Raw genomic sequence first — 15,689 nt, 5'->3', positions numbered from 1 at the left:
GCGCGCGGATTTGGCCGTCATCGGAAGATGCTCCCGTCAGGACGACCGCTGCACATATCGGCAAAAATCGCAGCCAATCTGCGCGTGCCGCTCTGTGCCAAAGTTCGAGCGGAGGCTTCGGAGGCCGTCTTTGCGCGCTGGATTTTGGCGGCTTCTCGCTATGCTCACTTGATCGCCGTCAAAGCCTGCTCGAAATCTGATACCAGGTCGGCCTGATGTTCGATCCCGACGGAGAGCCGTAGCAGGTTTTCCGGAACGCTCGTCACGTCACCTTCGATCGTGTGGCGGTGCTCAACGAGGCTCTCGGTGCCGCCCAGCGATGTCGCGCGCTGAAAGACATCGAGACTTCCGGCTACCCTGAGCGCACTGGCTTTACCGCCCTGGACCTGAACGGACAGGAGCGAGCCAAAACCGCCGGTCATTTGCGCCTTTGCGAGGTCATGGTGCGGATGGCCGGGAAGGCCGGGATAAAGCACGGTTTCGACTTTCGGGTGCGTTTCAAGATATCGGGCCAGCGCCATCGCGTTCACGTTCATGCGTTCGACCCGGAGCGCGAGCGTTCTGAGGCCGCGCAAAAGCAGCCAAGCTTCGAACGAACCGAGGATGGCACCGGCGATCTGGCGTTCCTCGCTGATGAATGTCCAGGCCTCGCTGTCAGGTTCCCTGGTGGAAACGACACCACCCAGAAGGTCCGAGTGTCCGTTGAGCGCCTTGGTGGCCGAATGCATGACGAGGTCCGCACCGAGCGCAAGCGGTTTCAGGATCAGCGGCGTTGCCGCCGTGGCGTCGACGGCGAGCAGAGCACCGTGTTCCTTGCACAGTTTTGAAATCCGGCTGATATCGGCAACTTTGAGATACGGGTTGCTTGGAACTTCCAGCCAGACCATGTCGGGTTTCGTGATCGAAATCTCGTCGTGAATGCTGTCGAAATTGCTCGCATCCGTTTCGACGAGGACGATGTTGTTGCGCTTGCAGTGCTTGCGCAGGAAATGGGTCGTGCCCCAATAGATGCCGGACTGCACCAGCAGCGTGCCGCCCGGCTTGATGCTGCGCACGATCGCTGCAATTGCCGCCATTCCAGATGCAAACAGGCGGCTTTCGGCGCCGTCCTCCAGCGTGGCGATCAGCTTTTCGGCCTTGAGATAAAGGTCGTTGCTGTCGCGGCTGTAGATGTGGCCGGGCCGGACCGGTTCGTAGTCTTCATCGCGCACGAAAGTCGTCGCGGTCTGGATCGGCGGAACCACCGCTCCCGTAGCAGGGTCGAACCCGCCGCCCGCATGGGCGAGGAGACTGTCTGGGTGAAGACCGGAATTCGGACGTGGTGACTTGGACATGTGACCTTGACGGGTTGTGACGTAGCTTGAAAAACGGCTGAGCTCAGCGTTTCAGGTGACGGGTGAGACGGGCTTCGATCCTGTCCCAGATCCGGCGAAGCGTTTCCACGATCATGAGATAGATGACCGCAGCCCAGATATAGGCCTGAAAATCATAGGTGCGCGAATAGGCGCGTCGGGTTTCTCCCATGATATCGTAGATCGTGATGATGGCTGCAATGGCCGATCCCTTGATCATGAGAATGATTTCGTTGCCGTAGGGGCGCAGCGCCACCATGAGGGCCTGGGGCAGTATGACCTTGAAGAACGTGACAGGTCGTGTGAGACCGAGCGCGGCCGCGCCTTCCCACTGGCCCCTTGCGATATTTTGGATCGCACCACGCAGGATTTCCGCCTGGTAGGCTGCCGTGTTCAGCGAAAACGCAAAGACGACACAGTAAAACGCGTCCCGGAAGAACCACCACAGACCGACGGCCTGCAGTTCGGGCCGGAATGACCCGAAGCCGTAATAGATCAGGAAAGTCTGGGCCAGCAGCGGTGTCCCGCGGAAGAAATAGACATAGGCATAGGCTGGAGCGGAAAAGATCTTCCACTTCGAGGACCGTGCCAGGGCGATCGGAATGGAAAGCAGGGCTCCGAAGAGCAGTGACAGCCCGACAATCTGGAGTGTGACCAGAAAGCCTTCAACGTATTTAGCGCCGTAGCGTTCCAGGAAGCTGTCGAACTCATGTGTTTCGAGACGTCCATCCGCCCAGCTCGCCCAGTCAGCGGGCAGGTAGGGGCGGAGGGCTTCCAGGATCGGTTTTTCGAGATTGCCGAGCAGATAGACGATCAGGGAAATTCCGGCAACGATCCACAGCGCCATGAGCACGTGGCCGGCGATCCTCGTATTGGTCCACGGGCGGGAAGGCGCGGGCGGCGGTTTCATTCCGGTCGTCGGGTTCGGTGCAATCATCGTTGCACCTCGCCGCGTTTGGACCAGCGCTCGATGCGGGTGAAGGCCGAGGAGGAAATCATCGCAAGGACAAGGTAGATCAGGCAGGCAAGGCCGAAGAAGAGGAACGGCTCCTTCGTGACCCGCGCCGCGATGCTGGTCTCGCGCAAGAGGTCCGAGAGACCGATTGTCGATACGAGAGCCGTGTCCTTTAGAAGGATCAGCCAGAGATTTCCGAGCGCGGGCAGGGCGAGGCGGATGAGTTGGGGCAGGATGACCAGTGTCATCGTCTGGAAGCGCGACAGCCCAAGCGCATAACCGCCTTCATACTGGCCCTCTGGGATGCCGCGAAAGGCGGAAAGGAACGCTTCGGAGGCGAAGGAGGAAAAAACCAGGGAGAGCGCAATCATGCCTGCGACGAAGGAATTGACCTCGATATAGATGTCGAAACCCATGAGCTTCATGAGTTGCTGCAATCCGATCTGGACGCCAAAAAAGACCAGGAACAACGTCAGGAGTTCCGGCAGGCCGCGAAAAATGGTGGTGTAGATGTTGGCGGCCAGTTTGAGGCTCGGCTCGCTGGAGTTCTTGGCCAGCGCGATCAGGAACCCGATGATCAGTCCAAAGGGCAGTGTGGCAAGCGAAAGCGAGACGGTGATCAGCACACCCTTGGCGATCGTGTCGCCCCAGCCATTTTCCCCGAAGGACAGCAGCGTCAAAGCTTCTTCCATAAGCCGGCGCTTCTTTCTTTTCTTGTCGTTGCTGGCCCGGCCACCCCTCTGGCCGGTGTTGCGAATTTGGTCGCAAACGAAAGCGCGGCGCTTGTTTCGCGCCGCGCTCCCGTATTCGTCAATAAGCCGTCAAATCAGCCGCCATAAACGTCGAAAGTGAAGTACTTGTCGTTGATTTCCTTGTACTTTCCGTTCGCGAGGATGGCTTCGAGCGCCTCGTTGAACTTGTCTTTCAGTTCGCCGTCGTCCTTGCGGATGGCGATACCTGCGCCTTCACCGTTGATGACCGGATCCGGTGTCAGGGTACCGAGGATCTTGCAGCAGGCACCGTCTTCGGTATCCAGCCAGTCGGACAGCACCACGACATCGTCGATCACGGCATCGATACGGCCGCTGGCAATGTCAAGCTTGTACTCGTCCGGCGTCGGATAAAGCTTGAGGTCGGCCGACCCGAGTTTTTCCTCAGCATAGTTCGAATGGGTGGTCGACGACTGGGCACCGAGCGCGATGCCGCTCAGGTCCGCATCGGAGGTTCCGGCAATGCTGGAATCCTTCGGCACGGCGATTGCCGGCGGCGTATTGTAGTACTTGTTCGTGAAGTCGACCTTCTGCTTGCGCTCGTCGGTGATCGACATGGACGCGATGATGGCGTCGTACTTGCCTGCCTGAAGGCCGGGAATGATTCCGTCCCAATCCGAAGTGATGAATTCACACTCGACCTTCATCTCTTCACACAGGGCCTTGGCGATGTCGACGTCAAAACCGATAAGCTGACCGTCGGAGGTCAGTGAGTTGAATGGAGGGTAGGCGCCTTCAGTACCGATACGGACCTTGGACCAGTCCTTCGCTTGAGCACCACCAACGGCAGCCAGAACAGCAACTGCGGCTGCAGCCATACGCAAAACACGCATTTTTACTTCCCCTAATATCTTGTCGCGGCGCAAGCGGGTTCTTCCCGCCTTTTTGCCCGAAGGCCCTATTCCATACACTTCCGTCTAAATTTCAAGCATGCCCAACAAAAAAACACATTGTAATTTGCCCTTTTTACGTCTTCAGATTGTATGCCGATGCGGAAGGCACCATCTGGCTGTACTTCGCATGGTGCGATCCGCGCGCCTGGTGAGGCATTGCTGACCGGCTGATCCTTACGGTTCAGAGACGTTTGCGGCGCCGACGGATCAATCTTGTTCATCGAATCCATGAAATAGTTGAATTTGTTCGTGCCGATCCGACCCACTAAGCAAGTGTCTCCACGCAACCGTTACTGTCGCGAACTGGCCTTGTGATGTCCGTTCCCGATTTTTGGAGGCCCGAATGACATCCTTCGAACTCTTCATCGGAAACAAGAACTACTCATCCTGGTCGTTCAGACCCTGGATTGCCTTGCGGCACAAGGACATTGCCTTTGACGAGAAACTCGTTCCGTTCGACTTCGAAAACGGCAACCCGGAGTTTCGCGACTTCTCACCGAGTATGAAGGTGCCGGTGCTGAAGGATGGATCTCTAACCGTCTGGGACAGCCTCGCGATCCTTGAATACATTGCAGAGTGTTTTCCGGAAAAGGATCTGCTGCCGCAGAACAGGCAGATGCGCGCAAGGGCGCGCGCCGTTTCCGCGGAAATGCACTCCGGCTTTTCTGCGCTCAGGAACGCCTGCCCCATGAACATGCGCCGCCAGGTGGAAGTGCTGGCCGTCGACGACGCCGTCATGGCGGACGTGTCGCGGATCCTGGACATCTGGAGCGAATGCCTCAATGCCTCCGGCGGGCCGTTCCTCTTCGGCGATTTCACGATTGCCGATGCCATGTACGCACCGGTTGTCAGCAGGTTCGCGACGTATACCCTGTCGGAGGACCCGGTGTTTCAGCAGTACCACGCCGCCTTGACCGGAACGCAGGCCTGGCAGGCCTGGGAAGCGGATGCGCTCAAGGAAACCTGGTACGTTGCCGTCGACGAGATCTAGGGTACGGACTCATAAATTAAGCCGATTTGGCGGCAGAAATGGCAAGATCTCGGAAGGAAGCGTGTTGCCTTGTCCGATCTGTAAACCGGCACACCCAAGCCGGAAGGTTCTCTCACGTCCGCGTGTCGAAGGACTTGTCCAGCGCACCCATTTCCTTGAAATAGTCCTGCAGCCGGTCCACGAACCGTCGCACCTTGATCGGAATGAAGCGGTTGGAGGGATAGACCGCGTGGATCGGGTGAGGCGGATACTGCCACTCGGGCAGGACCAGCTCCAGTTCTCCGGAGGCAAGGTAAGGCTCAATCAGCCAGCGATTGGCAATTGAAATGCCGAGTCCGGCAAGCGCTGCCTGCCGCAGGGTCGAGGAATTGTTGACGATCATCGCCGGATTGATCTTGATCGACAGCTTTTCGCCAAGTGTGCTGATGAACGGCACCCGGTCTCCCGTCGAGATATTCTTGTAAAGCAGGTACTCATGCTCCGGCAATTCGGCCGGATGGCGCGGCCGGCCTTTTCGGTCGAGATAGTCCGGCGAAGCCACAAGGCAGCGCTGCGCGACCCCCAGGCGCCGCACGATCAGCCGCTCGTCCCTGATTTCTCCCATTCTGATGGCGACATCGAGCCGTTCCTGGATAACGTCGACGAACTGGTCGGACAGGGAAATATCAAGCAGAAGACAGGGATGTTCCTTATTGAACCGGATAAGGAAGTCGGACAGGACGCTTTCTGCAAATCCGAGCGGCAACCCGATCGAGAGCGGCCCCGACATCTGCGTCTCATCGCTCTGGATCGATCTGTCGGCCTCGATCAGTCTTTCCAGGATATCGCGCGCATAGGCGTAGTAGCGTTCCCCGGCTTCCGTCAGCTGAAGTTGCCGTGTCGTGCGATTGAGCAGACGCGTGCCGAGCTGGTCCTCAAGGCCCCGGATCTGCTGGCTGATGGCCGGTTGAGAGACGCCGAGATGCTTTGCGGCTGCCGAAAAACTGCCGAGATTGACCGATTGAACGAAGCCTGAAAGCGCGCTGAGTTTGTCCATGGATGTCTTGGTTCCGACGAATGCAGGTGTGTCGATATATATATAAATGATGCTTATGAGTTTTATAAGGTTTGGCGCTCTTCAAAAACAAAATGAATGAAACAAATTCTAGGGAGCCCCGCCGGTGTCACGGTTGGCGGCCTTCAAATACATCATCTTCAGGTCAAGCCGGGAGGCAGTTCATGACCCAATCCGATTTTTCCCTTTCCAGACGGTCCCTCTTGGGTGCCGCTGCTGGCGTTGGCGCGATCGCGGCTGCAGGCGGCGTCACGCTCGCCGGCGGCGCTGCGAACGCTGCTGCACCCAAAGCCGGTGCGCCGATGGCAGGTGCCCTGCGTTACAAGGTGGGCGATATGGAAGTGACCGCACTTTTGGACGGTTACCTCGACGTCACGCCCGAAGTCGTCGTCGGCTACGACGCGGATGAAGGCAAACGGCTGAGAGACGCCGCGCTGATTGAAGGCGAAGCTCTGCGAATTCCCGTCAACGCCTATCTGGTCAACACGGGCGACCGTCTCGTGCTGGTCGATGCAGGGACCTCCGATGCGCTTGGCCCGACCATGGGCCGGCTTCCATCTGCGCTCGAGGCAGCCGGTGTCTCACCGGATCAGATCGACGCCATCCTGATTACGCACATGCATCCTGATCACCTCTTCGGAGCGGTTGATGGCGATGGCAACAGGGTATTCGCCAATGCGGAACTGATGCTTCCGGAAACCGACAATGCCTTCTGGTTCGATGACGCGGCCATGAACGGTGCGCCGGAACAGTTCAAGCCTTTCTTCCTGGGCGCACGCAAGGCAGCTGATGCCTACAAGGGCAACCAGACGCTGTTCTCGGGCGACAAGGAACTGCTGCCGGGTGTCAGTGCAATGGCGCTTCCAGGCCACACACCGGGTCACACGGGTTACGTTTTTGACAGCAACGGCGAAACGCTGGTGATTGCGGGCGATATCATTCACATGACCGTCTACCAATTCGATCAGCCGGGCTGGGGCATTGGTTTCGATATCGATTCCGGCAAGGCGGCCGAGACCAGAAAGTCGTTCTTCGATCAGGCGGCAAGCGACAAACTGCTCTTTGCCGGTGCCCACATCCCGTTCCCGGGCATGGGCCGCGTCGCCAAGGACGGTGATGCCTATCGTTTCGTGGCCGCCGGGTGGCCCTACGCCTATTGATGAGTTCGACCTTGAGCCCGGCGCAAGCCGCCGGGCTCACCTTATCCCGAAACCGGAGAAGGGCAGGTAGGCAACCATGTCTCCGGCCCTGATTTCAGTGGTCTCTTCGGGGATCTCAATGAGGCCGTCGGCCTCGCGCAGACCTGTGATCAGCCCGGATCCGTCGCGCATGAACTTCCGGGCAACCTGCGCGCCCTCGCCATCCGTTTCCAGATAACCCCGGTAGAATTCCCGCCGGTCCGGCTTTTTCTTCGGAATGTCGAACCCGGCCGGCACCTGAAAGCTCTGCGGTTCGAGGAAGCGCCCGCCCGCGAGCACACTCAGGACGGGCCTTGCATAGAGTAAAAAGCAGACCATCGCGGCAACCGGGTTTCCCGGAAGACCGAGAAAGACAGACGAACCGATGGTTCCGAACATCATTGGTCTGCCGGGCTTGATCGCCAGCTGCCACATGTGCTGCTGCCCGAGCTTGTTGAGTGCTTCAAGCATGTGGTCTTCTTCGCCGCGGCTCGCACCGCCTGTCGTCAGTATCACATCGAACCGGCCGGCCGCGTCACGCAGGGTGCTTTCCACAAGGACCTTGTCGTCCTTCAGGATGCCAAGATCTTCCGTCTCGACCGGAGCGATGGCAGACAGACCACGCAGCAGATAATGGTTGCTGTCATAGACGTCACCCACCGATATCAGGTCGCCCGGACGGCGCAATTCATCGCCGGTCGACACGAGGGCGACCCTGAGTTTCCGGTAGACGCTGATCTCCGGCTGCCCCGTCGACGCTATGGCCGCAATGTCCTGCGGCCGAAGTCTCTGGCCTGCTTTCAGGATTGACGTGCCGGCGGAAACATCTTCGCCCGCTTTCCGGCAGTTTGCTCCGGGCTTCAGGCCTTGCGGAACGATGACGAAGTTCTCGCCGTCCTGAGTGTGGGTCTCGCAATCTTCCTGCATCGCCACAGTATCCGCGCCAGGCGGCATGACAGCGCCGGTAAAGATCCTTGCAGCAGCCCAGGGGCCCAGGGCAGTGTCGCTCGCATGACCGGCGGCAACCCGCTGGTTGAGCCGGAAGAAGCCGCCGGCCTCGTCGAAATCCGAGTGCCGGAAGGCGTAACCGTCTACGGCAGAATTGTCGGCAAGCGGAACGTCGCGGGGTGCGGTGATGTCTTCGGCGAGTATCCGTTCAAGGGCGTTTTCAAGCCGGACTTGTTTAACTTCGGCGATCACCGATAACCGATCCTTGAGGATCGCAAGCGCCTCGTGATGCTTCAGCCTGTCCTTGTCATGCAGAAAACAGTCGTCCAGAAGGCGCTTTGCCGTCATCGTCCCGTCCTCTTCAGATCGAGGTGCTGCTCGATGAAGTCCGCCATGGCCGGTACATCGTCCAGGTCGAAGACGCGCAAGACCTCGTCCGGCAGGGCATGGTCCGCGGCAATGGCCAGGATATTGGGGTCTTGCGGGGCGAGGGGGCCACGGTCGATGGTCTCCGTGCGTCGTGCCTCGATTTTCGGATGATCTTCGCGTTTGTAGCCCTCGATCAGGACCAGATCGCAGGGTGCGAGCCGTGACAGGATCTCAGCGAGCGATGGTTCGTCCTCTTCCCTCAACTCGTGCATGAGAGCCCATCGGCGGCCGGAAACCAGGGCCACTTCGCTGGCGCCGGCTTCGCGGTGCCGGTAGCTGTCCGCTCCCGGTTTGTCGATATCGAAATTGTGGTGGGCATGTTTGACGGTGGACACCTTGAACCCGCGCGCCGTGAACTCCGCGACCAGCCGGGTCACCAGTTGGGTCTTGCCGGAGTTCTTCCAGCCCGTGATGCCGAAAACGGGTGTGGTTGTCATGTGATACGGGCACTCAGCGTATTGCGCACGGTCGCCAGGTCGTCGGGCTTGTTGGCATTGAAAAAGGGATCGAGGCCCGTCGCCTGGTCCAGTTCGAAGGCCACTTCCACGCTGTCGTGCCGGTCAACGAAGGCAAGCACCTTACCGCTCTGGCCGGTATCGAGCCACTGGTGCAGATCGTCCTTCAGACTGACGGGCCACAGCCCGAAAACGGGGTGCAATTTGCTGGAAGACGAGGCAAGCGCAATCACCGGGGTGTCGGCCGGAACGGAGGCGCACAAGCGTTCAACGAGATTAGTTGGAAAAAATGGAGTGTCGCCGGCGACCGATATCACGTGACTGACCGCTGGGACGTGGTGGTCTGCATAGGTCAGTCCCGCCAGGACCCCCGCAAGAGGTCCTGCAAATTCGCCGACCGGATCGGGAACGACCGGAAGTCCGAACTGTGCAAACCGTTCCGGGTCGCCGTTGGCGTTGAGAACGATCTCGGGGACCTGTCCCGATAAACGTGCGAGGATCACGTCGAGCATCGACTTTCCCCCGATATCGAGGAGGCTCTTGTCACCGCCGCCCATGCGCCGGGACTGCCCACCTGCCAGGACACAGCCCATAACCCGGTCAATGGTCAAGGCGTTGCGCTTTGCCATCATTGCGCTGCCAGGCTCCCTTTTCGTTTCGACTTCTCCGGTTCGTCTTCGGCCGTTGCGGGGTCCATGTCGAACTCTATCCGCTCAGATCCCGCCAGTGCCACGAACCTCTTGCCCCGCGCGCGGCCGATCAGCGTCAGTCCGGCCTGCTTCGCAAGTTCAACGCCCCAGGCGGTAAACCCGGAGCGCGACACGAGAATGGGAATTCCCATCATGACGGTCTTTATCACCATCTCGGATGTCAGCCGGCCGGTCGTATAGAATATCTTGTCTCCTGGCGGAACGCCGTTGAGCATCATCCAACCGGCTATCTTGTCGACGGCGTTGTGGCGTCCGACGTCTTCCATGTAGACGAGCGGCCTGTCTTCCTGGCACAAAACGCAACCGTGAATCGCCCCGGCTTCCAGATAAAGGGACGGCGTGGTGTTGATCGCCTTGGTCAGCGTATAGAGCCAGGATGTCCGTAATCTTGCCTCAGCCGGCAGGGAGGTTGTTTCGAAGCCTTCCATGACGTCGCCGAAAACAGTTCCCTGTGCACACCCCGACGTGCGGACTTTCTTCTTCAGCTTTTCCTCGAAATCGGTTTCCCGTTCGGTGCGGACGACGACGACATCAAGATCGTCGTCATAGTCGATCTCGGTGACGACATCGTCATCGGCCAGCATGTTCTGATTCTTCAGATATCCGACGGCAAGCAGATCCGGATGATCGCCGATGGTCATCATCGTCACGACCTCCTGCGCATTGAGATAAAGGGTCAGGGGTTTTTCGGTCACGACCCTTGTTTCAACGGATTTGCCGTTCTGATCGATTCCGGTGACCGTCGTTGAAAGCCTGGCATCCAGGGGGTCGGGTTTCAGCACGTAAGGGCCTGACAAAGGCGCATAACTCCACAACAGATCGTTCTGGAGACACTATGGGACGTGGCGGGGAAAGGGCAAGGTCTTAACTGCGCAAATCGAACTGCGCCCGCTGTGGTGACGGGCTCGGGCAATTCGGTGCACGGGAGAAGATACCGGCATACGGGAAACACCGACTGGACAAGATGTGTTTCCCGTTGAGCACGCGGGCGGCACCGCAGTCAGCGAAAGCCGGCGATGCGCAGTTCTGTTCAGATCATCAGCATGTCATTGGTGAGTCTGCCCGCCTGCAATTCTGCCGCGAAGTGGCTGAAGGCCAGATAGGCCTCGTCCCGCGTGACGTCGCCCGGATGATCCAGCAGCGGACGCAGCACCGGGTAAGACGACGCGGCCACGCCATCGGTCAGATCCCGGAAGAACATGAGCGAATTCGGGAAAAGGCGAAAATCGACAGGCTCGTGGATGATACCCTCGATGCTTTCGAGACGCGGATCGTTCATCACGCAGTAAACGGTGTCCAGCACCTGGCCGGTCTGCCCCTCAAGAACCTGGACTATATGCTGGTCGACCAGCAGCAAAGCACCGGTTACGCCAGCCTTCCGGTTTATCCTGCGAATCCGAAGAAGTGTTCTGTCGATCTCGTCGGGCAACGGCAAACGCATGTTGTCCCATTTGATTTTGCTGCGGTAGCAGGCGCGATAAAGCTCCATTGCGTGTCCAATCGTTTCTGTGCCGATAGACCAAGCCTGCGCTTCAATTCCTCACAATTGCTTAAAATCTTAGTCAAATTGGAAGAAGAAATGGGGATACGCTCAATAAACTGCGAAGTTCTGAGGGGGGCAGTGCTTCACGGTTGCGTTCTTGGTTAAAGAAACCTGTGAAAAACCGGATTCCAAATCTTTATGTGGAAAACTATCGTTGCTGCGACAGTTTGTAATCCAGTCCGGTTCTGACAGCCGGCCATTCATGCGCGAGAATCGAGTAAACAGCCGTGTCCCGGAGTGACCCGTCCGAGGCGCGCTGGTGCGATCTGAGCACACCATCAAGCTTTGCGCCGAGGCGCTCGATCGCCGCGCGGCTCTGCCTGTTCATGAAATGGGTTCTGAACTCTACGGCAATGCAGTCGAGGTCTTCAAACGCGTGGGCCAGCAGCATGCGTTTGCAATCGGAATTCAGACCGGTTCTCTGAACGGATTTGCGGTACCAGGTCGAGCCGATTTCAACGCGTTTGTGCACGGCATCAATGTTCATGTAGGTGGTCATTCCCACCGCCGTTCCATCCGGCGTCAGCACGGCGAAGGGCAGCATCGACCCGGTTTCCTGTAACGCGAGGCGACGCGTGATTTCGGCTTCGACCTTGTCCGGCTCCGGTATGGACGTGTACCAGGCCTTCCAGAGTTCTCCCTCGGCGGCAGCTTCAGCCAGATCTGCCGCGTGGCTATGTGCAAGTGGACAAAGGGTTGCGTGGATGCCTGACAGGGTAACGGGAGGGGGCCAGCTCATGCGTATACTCCGGAGTTGCTTTGCCGCGCGTCAGAATGAACGTTCTTCGCCGCTCCACTTGAAGAACCTTCCGGTCCGCTCAAGGTCGAGCTTGGCAGCGACGTCCAGGATACCTGCGGCCACATCGATCGGACAATTGTCCGCGGCAGCCCCTCCCATCGACGTGCGCACCCAACCGGGATCGATGAGGGCGACCGGAATGCCTTCGGGTTCCAACTCCGTAGCGAGGCCCTGCATCACCTTGTTCACGGCAGCTTTCGATGCCCGGTAGGCCAGGGTGTCCGGCTTGCGATACCCCATCCAGGACATCTGGCTCGAGATAGTCAGGATTTTCGCGCTCTGAGATTTTCTGAGGTGCGGCAAGAACATCTGCGAGACGGCGAGCGGGGCGAGCGTGTTGACCTCGAGCGTTTTGAGGAAACCCTCGAAGTCCATGTCGAGTGGGGACTGCCGCGCCGGTGTGATGATGCCGGCATTGTTGATAAGCAGGTCGAGCGTGTCATCGAGATCCGCCGCAGCGCGGCCCACCGCGTCATGATCGGTTACGTCGAATACGAGCGGGACATATCCGTCGCCCAAGACTTCGGCGCTTTCCCGTGCGGCCGATTGCGACCTGACCGATCCATAGACTTTCCAGCCGTCGGCAAGCGCCTTTCGTGCAAGTTCGAATCCGATCCCGCGATTGGTCGCGGTGATGAGGCAGGTGGGCATGTGCGTTTCCGATGTTCCGGTGTTTAGAAAATTTCCGCCATCCGGTGCGGCCCGGTAGACTACAGCCAGACGCTTTCCGTGCAAGCCGCATCTGGTAAATCCGCGAGAATATGGTGTGCCAAGCCTTTTCTGTCCGTCAAAGAGACAGATGCTGCAATTTGGCGGCTTGTTTTTATCGGCGTGCAAATTAGATTCCGGAGCGAAATGCAGCTGTTTCTTCAAGACAGCGTGCCAAGGAACAGGACGGTGAAATGAGCGACGGAATCAAGCAGGCGGTAATCGAGAGCCTGAAACAGATCAAGGGTCCGGACCTTGAAGGAAACATCGTCTCGCTCGGCCTGGTTTCCGATGTGTTCGTATCCGACGGCCGCGTTGCCTTTTCGATCACTGTCCCTGCAGAGCGGGCGCAGGAACTGGAACCCCTTCGGCAAGCGGCGGAAAAAGTCGTCAAGGAAGTCGAAGGTGTTGAAAACGCTATGGTCGCGCTCACCGCGGAGCGCGCGCCGGGAGCTGCGCGCAGCGCCCCTCAAGCGCCAAAACCCGCACCCCGCCCGGCGCAACGCGCGCCTGAAGAACAGGCTGCGGCCAAGCCCGGTGTGCCGGGTATCAAGCACATTATCGCAGTCGCTTCGGGCAAAGGTGGGGTCGGAAAGTCGACGACCACCGCCAACCTGGCGCTGGGGATGGCGGCAAACGGCCAGAAGGTCGGTGTTCTGGACGCGGACATTTATGGTCCTTCCGTACCGCGGCTGTTCAATGTCTCTGGCCGCCCTGAAACCGTCTCCGGCCGTGTTCTGAAACCGCTGGAAGGGTATGGAATTAAGGTCATGTCGATGGGCTTCATGGTCGAAGAGGAAACCCCGATGATCTGGCGCGGGCCGATGGTCATCTCCGCCTTGACGCAGATGCTCCGGGAAGTTGCCTGGGGAGATCTTGATGTGCTTGTCGTTGACATGCCCCCCGGGACTGGGGATGCGCAACTCACGATGGCGCAGCAGGTGCCCCTGGCCGGCGCCGTGATTGTATCGACGCCACAGGACCTGGCATTGATCGATGCCCGCAAGGGCCTGAACATGTTCAAAAGGGTGGATGTTCCCGTTCTCGGGATCATCGAGAACATGAGCTATTTTCTGTGCCCGGACTGCGGCAGCCGCCACGACATTTTCGGCCATGGCGGCGCGCGCGCGGAAGCAGAGAGGCTCAACGTTCCCTTCCTCGGCGAGATTCCGCTGACCATGAAGATCCGTGAGACGTCCGACGCCGGTACACCAATCGTGGTTTCCGATCCGGAAGGCCCGGTCGCCGCGATTTACAAGACGATCGCTGGACAGGTCGTTGCAGCCATCGAAAGCGCTGCATCTTCGCCGGAAAAGGCCGCTCCGAAAATCGTGTTCGATTGAGGATAAAGGCAGTCCACTGCCTATGAAAACCGCTCCGGCCGTGCTCGATTCAGCCGATACACGGAAAAGTATTGCTTGAATGCTGCCGCAGACCAGTCTTGGAGAAGCTTTTTCAACAGGCTTATGGGTTTGTTGGAAAGCTCAATAATTCAAATATTTAACGATAGATTCCGCTAGGTAAAGGAGCTTTTGCTGGAAATGGCCGGAGGAGGCCTGGAGTGTTTTCACGGGCGGATCACGCTTCACCGATAGAGTACCATGCGTTGAAAAGCGAAAAGTATCAATCTCACGTAGGGATCGCGCAGCGGAATGGATTATGGCCATCCACAGCAGAACAGGACTGTCGAGGCACCGTCTCTTGGCGTTCTGATTGCGATTTCCACCGTCAGTCCTTTGGCGATGCAGATTTATCTGCCGTCATTGGCAGGCATGATGATTGTGTTCTCGGCATCGGCCGGAGAAATACAATTGTCGATGTCCGCCTATTTCATTGCCGTTGCGGTCTCACAACTGTTTTGGGGGCCTTTGTCCGATCAGTTCGGACGCCGGCCGGTGATCATCGCGGGAATGGCTCTTTTCGTCGCCGGAACCCTATGGTGCTTGTTCGCTCAGTCGATCGAGTGGCTGATCGCAGCACGTGTCCTGCAGGCTGCCGGGGGCAGCGCCGGCATGGTGCTGGCGCGTGCCATCGTCAGGGATATCTATGGTCCAGCGCGGGCCGCAAGCAGGATCGGCTATGTCATGATGGGTATGACCGTCATGCCCACGATCGCGCCGGCACTCGGCGGTGTTCTGGATCAGTATTACGGCTGGCAGGGTGGTTTCTTCCTGCTGCTGCTGATCGGGATGGGGGTCTTCATAACAAGTTATCTGTGTCTGCCTGAAACCAATCACATACGCAGTTCGGCAGGTTTCGGGAGAGCATTCCGCGCCTATCGCTCCCTGACGGGTGAGCCCCTTTTCTGGAGCTATGCGCTCACCGCGTCCTTCGCTGCCCTGACTTATTTTGCCTATCTCGGCGGAGCGCCCTTCATCGCGGCGCAGCTGCTTTCCCTGAGTGCGGCCGAAATGGGTTTGTATTTCATGCTCGTTGCGATTGGATACATCTGCGGAAACTTCCTTTCCGGCAGGTTTTCCGAACGTGTCGGGCTCTATCCGATGATCATTTCGGGTACGCTTTTGAGCTTGCTCTGCGTCGCGCTGATGGGAGGTTTCGCCTCTGCGGGTATCGTCACGCCGGCGAGCATCTTTCTGCCGATGTTCGTCCTGGGCCTGGGTAACGGAATTTGTCTGCCAAGCACTATTTCAGGTGCCGTCAGTGTTCGCCCGGAACATGCCGGATCCGCTTCAGGGCTTGTTGCTTCAATGCAGGTCAGTCTGGGGGCCGCCGCCGGAACCCTCGTGGCTTGGCTGTTCGCCGACAGTTTTCTCTCAGGATCGGCCTGGAGCATGATCCTCATCATGATGATTGGAGCGGTCGCCAACCTTGTTGCCGCGCTAACGATCAAGCGGACTTCGGCAGCGCACCGCCTCGTTCCCGCCGAGTAGCACCGCCTCGGAT

16 protein-coding genes are annotated in these 15,689 nt (G+C 58.6%); 4 read left to right on the top strand and 12 right to left on the bottom strand.

The features are described 5' to 3' along the window. Positions 1-164: 164 nt before the first annotated feature. The 4 genes from RDA78_RS23555 to RDA78_RS23540 all read right to left on the bottom strand — a co-directional run bounded on the left by RDA78_RS23555 (position 165) and on the right by RDA78_RS23540 (position 3,910). Entirely contained in the window at positions 165-1,334 is a 1,170-nt protein-coding gene (locus RDA78_RS23555) for a trans-sulfuration enzyme family protein (protein ID WP_434052201.1), read from the bottom strand. Positions 1,335-1,377: 43 nt separating this feature from the next. Then, on the bottom strand, positions 1,378-2,289 hold the full coding sequence (locus tag RDA78_RS23550) for an ABC transporter permease (protein ID WP_434052200.1): 912 nt from the start codon (positions 2,287-2,289) through the stop codon (positions 1,378-1,380). Beyond that, positions 2,286-2,999: an ABC transporter permease gene (locus RDA78_RS23545; RefSeq protein WP_434052199.1), complete on the bottom strand. Its 714-nt coding sequence runs from the start codon at positions 2,997-2,999 to the stop codon at positions 2,286-2,288. The genes RDA78_RS23550 and RDA78_RS23545 overlap by 4 nt, the downstream gene beginning before the upstream one ends. A gap of 134 nt (positions 3,000-3,133) precedes the next feature. Then, the gene (locus RDA78_RS23540; RefSeq protein ID WP_434052198.1) at positions 3,134-3,910 is read right to left on the bottom strand and encodes an ABC transporter substrate-binding protein; all 777 of its coding nucleotides are present in this window, start codon (positions 3,908-3,910) and stop codon (positions 3,134-3,136) included. A 403-nt stretch (positions 3,911-4,313) separates the two neighbouring features. Between RDA78_RS23540 and RDA78_RS23535 the strand changes: the two genes are divergently transcribed. Next, entirely contained in the window at positions 4,314-4,961 is a 648-nt protein-coding gene (locus RDA78_RS23535) for a glutathione S-transferase family protein (protein ID WP_434052197.1), read from the top strand. Positions 4,962-5,073: 112 nt separating this feature from the next. Here RDA78_RS23535 and RDA78_RS23530 read toward each other — a convergent pair whose 3' ends face one another. Continuing rightward, positions 5,074-5,997 carry a LysR family transcriptional regulator gene (locus RDA78_RS23530; RefSeq protein WP_434052196.1) on the bottom strand — a complete coding sequence of 308 codons (924 nt, stop codon included), beginning with the start codon at positions 5,995-5,997 and terminating at the stop codon, positions 5,074-5,076. Between the two features lie 182 nt (positions 5,998-6,179). On the opposite strand from RDA78_RS23530, the gene RDA78_RS23525 reads away from it, so the two are divergent. Then, complete coding sequence (locus RDA78_RS23525) at positions 6,180-7,175, top strand: MBL fold metallo-hydrolase (protein ID WP_434052195.1); 996 nt, start codon at positions 6,180-6,182, stop codon at positions 7,173-7,175. A 36-nt stretch (positions 7,176-7,211) separates the two neighbouring features. On the opposite strand, the gene RDA78_RS23520 is transcribed toward RDA78_RS23525, so the two are convergent. The 7 genes from RDA78_RS23520 to RDA78_RS23490 form a co-directional block, all read right to left on the bottom strand. Then, positions 7,212-8,489, bottom strand: coding sequence for a molybdopterin molybdotransferase MoeA (locus tag RDA78_RS23520; protein ID WP_434052194.1), 1,278 nt, complete (start codon positions 8,487-8,489; stop codon positions 7,212-7,214). Beyond that, the gene (mobB, locus tag RDA78_RS23515; protein ID WP_434052193.1) at positions 8,486-9,007 is read right to left on the bottom strand and encodes a molybdopterin-guanine dinucleotide biosynthesis protein B; all 522 of its coding nucleotides are present in this window, start codon (positions 9,005-9,007) and stop codon (positions 8,486-8,488) included. The genes RDA78_RS23520 and mobB overlap by 4 nt, the downstream gene beginning before the upstream one ends. Continuing rightward, positions 9,004-9,657 carry a molybdenum cofactor guanylyltransferase MobA gene (gene mobA, locus RDA78_RS23510; RefSeq protein ID WP_434052192.1) on the bottom strand — a complete coding sequence of 218 codons (654 nt, stop codon included), beginning with the start codon at positions 9,655-9,657 and terminating at the stop codon, positions 9,004-9,006. Before mobA ends, mobB begins: the two co-directional genes overlap by 4 nt. Then, on the bottom strand, positions 9,654-10,517 hold the full coding sequence (gene fdhD / locus RDA78_RS23505) for a formate dehydrogenase accessory sulfurtransferase FdhD (protein ID WP_434052191.1): 864 nt from the start codon (positions 10,515-10,517) through the stop codon (positions 9,654-9,656). The genes mobA and fdhD overlap by 4 nt, the downstream gene beginning before the upstream one ends. Before the next feature lie 248 nt (positions 10,518-10,765). Then, a complete protein-coding gene (locus RDA78_RS23500) occupies positions 10,766-11,224 on the bottom strand; it encodes a BLUF domain-containing protein (RefSeq protein WP_434052190.1) in 459 nt (152 codons plus the stop codon). 202 nt (positions 11,225-11,426) lie between these two features. Beyond that, positions 11,427-12,017: a GNAT family N-acetyltransferase gene (locus RDA78_RS23495; protein ID WP_434052189.1), complete on the bottom strand. Its 591-nt coding sequence runs from the start codon at positions 12,015-12,017 to the stop codon at positions 11,427-11,429. Between the two features lie 30 nt (positions 12,018-12,047). Beyond that, entirely contained in the window at positions 12,048-12,728 is a 681-nt protein-coding gene (locus tag RDA78_RS23490) for an SDR family NAD(P)-dependent oxidoreductase (protein ID WP_434052188.1), read from the bottom strand. Positions 12,729-12,979: 251 nt separating this feature from the next. Between RDA78_RS23490 and apbC the strand changes: the two genes are divergently transcribed. Next, positions 12,980-14,128 (top strand): iron-sulfur cluster carrier protein ApbC, encoded by a 1,149-nt coding sequence (gene apbC, locus RDA78_RS23485; protein ID WP_434052187.1) that lies wholly within the window; start codon positions 12,980-12,982, stop codon positions 14,126-14,128. A gap of 309 nt (positions 14,129-14,437) precedes the next feature. Further along, positions 14,438-15,676, top strand: coding sequence for a multidrug effflux MFS transporter (locus RDA78_RS23480; protein WP_434052186.1), 1,239 nt, complete (start codon positions 14,438-14,440; stop codon positions 15,674-15,676). The last annotated feature ends 13 nt before the right edge of the window (positions 15,677-15,689 follow it).

Source organism: Roseibium sp., from assembly GCF_051016195.1.
GTDB lineage: Bacteria > Pseudomonadota > Alphaproteobacteria > Rhizobiales > Stappiaceae > Roseibium.
The sequence above is the reverse complement of the archived record's forward strand: the minus strand, read 5'-3'. Positions and strand labels throughout refer to the sequence as shown.